The 6,007-nt window shown below is 68.5% G+C and carries 6 protein-coding genes and 3 pseudogenes; 5 read left to right on the top strand and 4 right to left on the bottom strand.

Annotation, left to right across the window (positions count from 1 at the left end):
- Window positions 1–467: pseudogene (locus ACWC5C_RS23815) on the top strand (IS200/IS605 family accessory protein TnpB-related protein); the annotation flags it as partial.
- 3 nt (window positions 468–470) lie between these two features.
- Here ACWC5C_RS23815 and ACWC5C_RS23810 read toward each other — a convergent pair.
- Window positions 471–869, bottom strand: a pseudogene (locus ACWC5C_RS23810) (tetratricopeptide repeat protein); the annotation flags it as partial.
- On the opposite strand from ACWC5C_RS23810, the pseudogene ACWC5C_RS23805 reads away from it, so the two are divergent.
- From ACWC5C_RS23805 to ACWC5C_RS23795, 3 genes and pseudogenes are all read left to right on the top strand, one after another.
- Window positions 867–965, top strand: a pseudogene (locus ACWC5C_RS23805) (SAM-dependent methyltransferase); the annotation flags it as partial. The pseudogenes ACWC5C_RS23810 and ACWC5C_RS23805 sit on opposite strands and share 3 nt — an antisense overlap.
- A gap of 359 nt (window positions 966–1,324) precedes the next feature.
- On the top strand, window positions 1,325–2,137 hold the full coding sequence (locus ACWC5C_RS23800) for a helix-turn-helix domain-containing protein (protein WP_450878273.1): 813 nt from the start codon (window positions 1,325–1,327) through the stop codon (window positions 2,135–2,137).
- Window positions 2,134–2,385 carry a DUF397 domain-containing protein gene (locus ACWC5C_RS23795; protein ID WP_450878271.1) on the top strand — a complete coding sequence of 84 codons (252 nt, stop codon included), beginning with the start codon at window positions 2,134–2,136 and terminating at the stop codon, window positions 2,383–2,385. The genes ACWC5C_RS23800 and ACWC5C_RS23795 overlap by 4 nt, the downstream gene beginning before the upstream one ends.
- A 290-nt stretch (window positions 2,386–2,675) precedes the next feature.
- On the opposite strand, the gene ACWC5C_RS23790 is transcribed toward ACWC5C_RS23795, so the two are convergent.
- Together ACWC5C_RS23790 and ACWC5C_RS23785 are read right to left on the bottom strand one after the other, a co-directional pair.
- Window positions 2,676–2,891, bottom strand: coding sequence for a hypothetical protein (locus tag ACWC5C_RS23790; RefSeq protein WP_450878269.1), 216 nt, complete (start codon window positions 2,889–2,891; stop codon window positions 2,676–2,678).
- Window positions 2,892–2,922: 31 nt separating this feature from the next.
- Window positions 2,923–3,357: a VOC family protein gene (locus tag ACWC5C_RS23785; RefSeq protein WP_450878267.1), complete on the bottom strand. Its 435-nt coding sequence runs from the start codon at window positions 3,355–3,357 to the stop codon at window positions 2,923–2,925.
- Window positions 3,358–3,422: 65 nt separating this feature from the next.
- Between ACWC5C_RS23785 and ACWC5C_RS23780 the strand changes: the two genes are divergently transcribed.
- On the top strand, window positions 3,423–3,767 hold the full coding sequence (locus tag ACWC5C_RS23780) for a hypothetical protein (RefSeq protein WP_450878265.1): 345 nt from the start codon (window positions 3,423–3,425) through the stop codon (window positions 3,765–3,767).
- A 189-nt stretch (window positions 3,768–3,956) separates the two neighbouring features.
- On the opposite strand, the gene ACWC5C_RS23775 is transcribed toward ACWC5C_RS23780, so the two are convergent.
- Entirely contained in the window at window positions 3,957–5,924 is a 1,968-nt protein-coding gene (locus tag ACWC5C_RS23775; protein ID WP_450878263.1) for a GDSL-type esterase/lipase family protein, read from the bottom strand.
- Window positions 5,925–6,007 lie beyond the last annotated feature (83 nt).

The following is a 6,007-nucleotide window of genomic DNA, read 5'->3' as shown; positions in this document are numbered from 1 at the left end:
AGCGGTTCCGCGAGCTGATCTCCGGCATGCCCACTGCCAAGTTGCGGGCACGGCTGGCCTCGATGGCGGCCGAGCTCGGCATCACGATCGTGGCCGTCGACCCCGCGTACACGTCCAAGTGGGGCGCTCAGCACTGGCAAAAGCCCCTCACCAGCAAGAACAGGAAGACCACTCGCCACCATGCGGCAGCGGTGGCGATCGGAAGGCGCGCCCTGGGGTACCCGATCCGGCGACGGACGGCACCGCCCCCGCACGACCAGAGCGATGGTGCGGGGCATCGGACCGTCCAGGCCGCATCGGGTGTTCCGGGGTGTGAGGAAACCCGCCCCCGCGTTCCCGGACCACGGACACGATCCGTCGGCGCCGGAGGCGGAGCGAAAGCGGGCGACCAGGGTGCCCAACACCGTCCGGGGCACCCGGCTGAGCACGAGTCCTGGAACCAGGACTCACTACCACTCAGTCTTTAGGAACGGTTGTTTGAGTGAGAGCGCTTGGTGCGCCAGGGCTCGCATCATCCAGGCGGCGTGTCCGTGCGGGTCTGCCTCGCAGGCCAGTTGGTAGCCGACGAGGTAGTAGCGCTGCGCTGCCCCTTCGCGGCCGAGGTCGTGGTGTTGCCATCCGGCAAGGTAGGCGAGTTCCGCAACCGCTCCGAAGGCAACCTGCCGGACGGCCTCGTTGGGGAAGCGCCCGGCGAGCAGGGGAGCCGCGGTGTCGGCAAGGTAAGCCGTGACGGTCGTGAGTCCGTGACCTCCGCCAAGGCGTTCGTCGGCCGCGCCGAAAGCGGCGGTGATCGCGCGAATGACGCCCACTTCCTCACTGCCGATCCCGGCTCCGGGCGTACGGGCGCGGAGCATACGGGAAACGGCCTCGCGGAAGCGTCCCTCGGCGGCGTACTCGGGTGCTGGTCGCTGTTCAACCTCCCGCGCGCCGTCCTCCCGCAGGTCCTCGCCCACTTCGCGTACGCCTGCGATACGAGGAACAGCCCGCGCCCCGTCTCCGCCTCCGGTGCCGCCGGGGTCAGCGCGGGCATCCGCTCGCCCCGGGTGTCCGACACCTCGATACGGATCGGGTCGCCGGACTCGTCCAGCGGTGCGGTCAGGTGTACGTGGAAGTCCCGCCCGGGAACGCGTCCGTAGCGGTGAAGCGCATGGCGAACTCTCCGGGTACGGCGGGGAGCTGACCCTCGGACGTACCCCGTGAGGGGGGATTTTCGGTCGTCATGCCAACGAGGGTGGCGGGTGTGTGCCTAGCCTGACCAGTAAGCGCGCTTGTACGGACAGTGTCTGACGGACACGCGGGGCGCGGTCGGCAGGGGTGGTGACCCATGGCGGGTAAGGACGAGTCGTCTCCGTTCACGAGGGGGTTCGGCAGGCAGCTGAAGCTGTTGCGGGAGAAGGCCGGGCTCACGCAGGGGGAACTGGGGCAACGGGTCGGGTACAGCGCGGATCAGATCGCGTCGGTGGAATGCGGGCGTCGCATCCCCAAGCCGGATCTGATCGACAGGTCGGATGAGGTCCTGGCCGCCGGGGGCGTCCTCAAGGCGCAGAAGGAACAGGCCGCACTGGCTCAGTATCCGGCCTTCTTCCAGGACGCGGCGGAGATCGAAGGGGAGGCGCATGAGGTCCATGTGTACGACACCCACATCATCACCGGACTCTTGCAGACGGATGACTACGCGCACGCGATGTTCTCGCTGCGTCGTCCCCGGCTGGGCCAGGAGGTCATCGAACGAGGCGTGACCGCGCGGATCGCTCGTCAGACGGTCTTCAACGCGAACCCCGCCCCCGTCATGAGCTTCGTCATCGAGGAGTCGGTGCTGCGCAAGCTGTATGGCGGAAAGAAGGTCCAGCGCGGACAGTTGGAGCATCTGCTGCTCATCGGGGAGAACCGCAACGTCGAGATCCAGGTCATGCCATCGGCCCGGGAGGACAACGCCGGTATCGACGGCCCGTTCACGTTGATGGTCCCCAAGAAGGGGGAGCAGGTCGCCTACCTGGAAGGTCAGGGGCGGGGCACCCTGATCACCGATCGGGAAGAGGTCCGCGCCATCGCCGTGCGGTATGGGATTATCCGGGCCCAGGCTCTCAACCCACGGGAGTCGCTGGGCCTTATCGAGGGGATGCTGGGAGAGCTATGAGCAGGGGTATAAGCGAGTTGATGTGGTTCAAGAGCAGCTACAGCGGGGGTGAGGGCGGCAACTGCGTCGAGGTCGCCATGGAGTGGCGTAAGAGCAGCTACAGCGGCGGCGAGGGCGGCCAGTGCGTCGAGGTGGCCGCCTGCCCCGAGGCCATTCACGTCCGCGACAGCAAGGTTACTGAGGGGCCGATGCTGACGTTCCCGGCTACCGCGTGGGACACGTTCGTCGGGTTCGCCACGCACGCCTGATTAAACAGTCCAGCCTGTTCAGCCCACACTGGACAGGCTGGACTGACGAAATGTCGGTGGGGGGTTGACTGAGACCCCTACTCCGGCATGTCCGCGTCCTCCGTACACGCCGCGCATGAGATCCGCATCGTCGTGGGACGGCTGCGGGAGTCGTACGACACGGAAGGGCTCACGCCGACGCAGACGTCCGTACTCAGCAGGCTCAGCAAGGACGGGCGCCTCGGCCAGTGCGCTGGCCGCCGCCGAGCGTGTATGCCGTGATTCTCAGGCGCTCCTGGCGACACCGAATGTCAGCCGCCGGACCGTGGAGGACGTCGGTCGTCCTCGTTCCAGGAATACCTGTCCCGCTCCTCCACGGCCGTACCGGCGGGGACGTACACCACGCTGCCCATCGGCGAGTAGTCGTCGCTGCGCTCGGGGAGGGCGAACAGCAGGAGCGGGCCGCCGAATCGGCCCACGACCGGCCCGGCGGCATCCCCGTTCCTGTCCAGCGTCTCAGGAACCATGGGCGGAGCGTAGACGACGAGCTGTGGGCGATCAGTCGAGGCAGAACTCGTTGCCCTCGATGTCCTGCATCACGATGCACGACTCGTTCTCGTCATCGGCATACAGCGTTCGCTCGTGTGCCGCGCCGAGCGTGATCAGTCGTGCGCATTCGGCTTCGAGCGTGGCGAGGCGCTCGTCGCCCACGAGTCCGGTGCCGACGCGCACGCAGAGGTGCACCCGATTCTTGACGACCTTGCCTTCGGGGACGCGCTGGAAGAACAGGCGCGGGCCCACGCCCGAGGGATCACTGCAGGCGAACGCCGCGCCCTGCCGCTCAGGCGGCAGAGAGTGGTTGAAATCGTCCCACGTGGCGAACCCCTCCGGTGGCGGCGGTACGACGTACCCCAACACCTCGCACCAGAAGCGGGCGACGCGCTCGGGTTCCGCGCAGTCGAAGGTGATTTGGACCTGCTTGACCGATGCCATCGGCGCACGATAGCAGGGAGGTGTTGCTCAACTCCTGGCATTATCCGCCGGGGCAGGGAGGATTCATGGGCGGGGAAGATCCGCACATCCACGTTCAGTCGAAGGTGGCCCACGACGATGCCGCCACCCGCGACGTCTTGGCATCCACGTTCGGGCTGGCCGGTGACCTGCCGAGTTCCGTCGCCACGGGATGCGGGCTGCGGGTGCCCTACGCGATGACCTCGCCTCGGCCGGACCGTGTCACCTGCCTTGCCTGCCGTGAGCACGCGCACCGTGAACACCTGCGCTTCGCGGAGGAGGTCGAGCGCCTGAGCCGCATGGCCGGATCGGTCATCAGCCCTGCCCAGGGGAAGCTGGCCGCAGACAAGCACCGCGATCTCGCGCAGAGGTTTTCCGGCGGGGAGGGCTGATCCCGCGCTCAGGAAGGCCTCCGCCTGGGCCATCTCATGGTCGGGTGGCGGCCCGGCGCCCCGGAGCCGCTTCAGCCAGATCTCGCCCTGCTCGCCGATCGCGTAGATGCCGGACAGCAGCTCGGCCATGCCAGCTCCAGCCGGGCCGCGAACGTATCCATGGCGACAGGTTTCCAGGCGCGGCGCGCGCTAGCCGCCGAGCTTGGCGGAGACGATCGGGGCCAGGCGGGTGGTGATGGTGCGGTGGCCCTGGTCGTTCGGGTGGACGGAGTCGGAGAGGTCGCCGGAGGACAGCCAGCCGGTGGTGTCGATGTACGAGGCCCTGGCGTCGCCGAAGGCGGTGACGGCGGCCTTGGTCTCGGTGCCGAACCGGCCGCTGAAGGTGCGCAGGGCGAAGATCCAGGCGCCCGGGTAGGCGGTGCGGACCTTGCGGAGGAGGCTGGTGTACGAGGCCTGGAACTGCGCCGAACTCACGCCGCGCCCCACGTCGTTGGTGCCCAGGTTGATGACGACGGCGGTGGCCTGGTAGCGGGAGAAGTCCCAGACGGGCGTGGCGGCGTTGGGGTTGAGCTTGGTGAACTGCTGCTCCAGACTCATCCGGTCGTCGGCCGTGTCGACGAGCGCGGCGCCGCCCTGGGCGATCTGGGTGTGGTCGGCGCCGAGGCGTTCGCCGATGAGCCAGCCGTAGGCGGTGCGGGCGTTCTGGGAGGTGGTGGTGCCGACGGTGATGGAGTCGCCGACGAACTCGATCAGTTTCTTCGGGGCGGGCGGGGCGAAGGTGGTGGCGCCGCTGTCGAGGGTGAGGCCCTGGAAGACCGCGTCGCCGTGGTAACTGCCCGCGATGACCTGGTAGTTGATCTGAAGGGTGTGGTTTCCGGCGGCGAGCGGGGTCGGGGTGAGGTTCACCGTGCCCTTGGCCTCGTCGTAGAAGGTGGCGGGGCCGCCGTCGATGCTGGCCCACAGGTCGATGGCGTTCCGCTGCTTGAGCTTGACGGTGCGGCCCGTGAAGCCGGTGCGGAAGTAGGCGCCCGCCCAGTAGGGGGTGTAGGCGGTGGCGGAGGTCGTGGTGTCCCAGCGGCCGCTGAACTTGATGTTCGGGTCGCCCGGCTGGCCGGGGGCGGCAGTGGCGGCCTTCAGCGGCGCGGAGCCGAGTTTCGCGGCGATGACCGGGGCCAGGCGGTTCGCGAACTTGGTGTGGCCCGCCTCGTTGGGGTGGCCGTTGCTGTCCTCGTAGTCCGTGCCGTCGGTGAGCCAGCCGCTGGTGTCGACGTAGTACACCTTCGCGTCGCCCGCGCTGGTGCGCGCGCTCACGGCCGCCTTGGTCTCTGCCGGATAGCGCTTCTTGAGGGTCTGGACGGCGAAGAGGGACGCGTTCGGGTACTTGGTGCGGATGTCGCGGAGCAGGGCGGTGTACGCCGACTGGAATTCGGCGCCGGTGACGCCGTGCCCGATGTCGTTGGTGCCCAGGTTGATGACGACGGCGTTCGCCTGGTAGCGGGAGAAGTCCCAGTTCTGGTCGCCGGTGGAGGCCGTCTTGAAGAACTGGGTGGCCAGGCCCACGCACCCGCTCTTGCCGACCAGGCAGTAGCCCGCGCGGGCGATCTGGGTGTGGCGCGCGCCGAGTTGTTCGCCGGTCTTCCAGCCGTACGAGTCGAGCGCGAGCCGGTCGGTGAGGGCACCGGCGGTGATGGAGTCGCCGACGAACTCGATGAGCTTCGACGGTACGCGGGGCGTGGTGGTGCCCGCGCCCGCGTCGAGGACCAGGCCCTGGAAGACGGTGTCGCCGGAGCGGTAGGAGACGCGGAGGGTGTGGTTGCCCTGGGGGAGCGGGGTGGGGGTGAGGTTGACGGTGCCCCTGACGCCCGCGTAGAAGACGTCGGCGCCGCCGTCGACGCTGGCGTAGAAGTTCACCGCGTTGCGCGCCTTGACCTTCACCGTCGTCCCGGTGAACGCGGTCTGGAGGTAGCCGCCGGTCCAGTTGGGGACGGCGGCGGTGGTGTCGCCGAGGTCCCAGCGGCCGGTGTAGACGATGTTCGGGTCGGTCACCGAGCCGTTGCCCAGGGCGGTTGTCTGAGCCGCGTGGGCTGAGGTGGTGCTCAGGCTGAGGCCCAGGATGAGCAAGGACGTGGCCATGACAAACGCTAAGAGTCTGCGCATGGGTGGGGGTTCCTCTCGCGGAGGGTGCGGGGGGTTGTGTCTGGGTGCCTGGGAGCGCTCCCAGCCAGCCCCACGATGGAACC

It is taken from the genome of Streptomyces sp. NPDC001700 (assembly GCF_053596435.1).
Note: the sequence above shows the minus strand (reverse complement) of the source record. Positions and strands in the feature narration are given on the sequence as shown.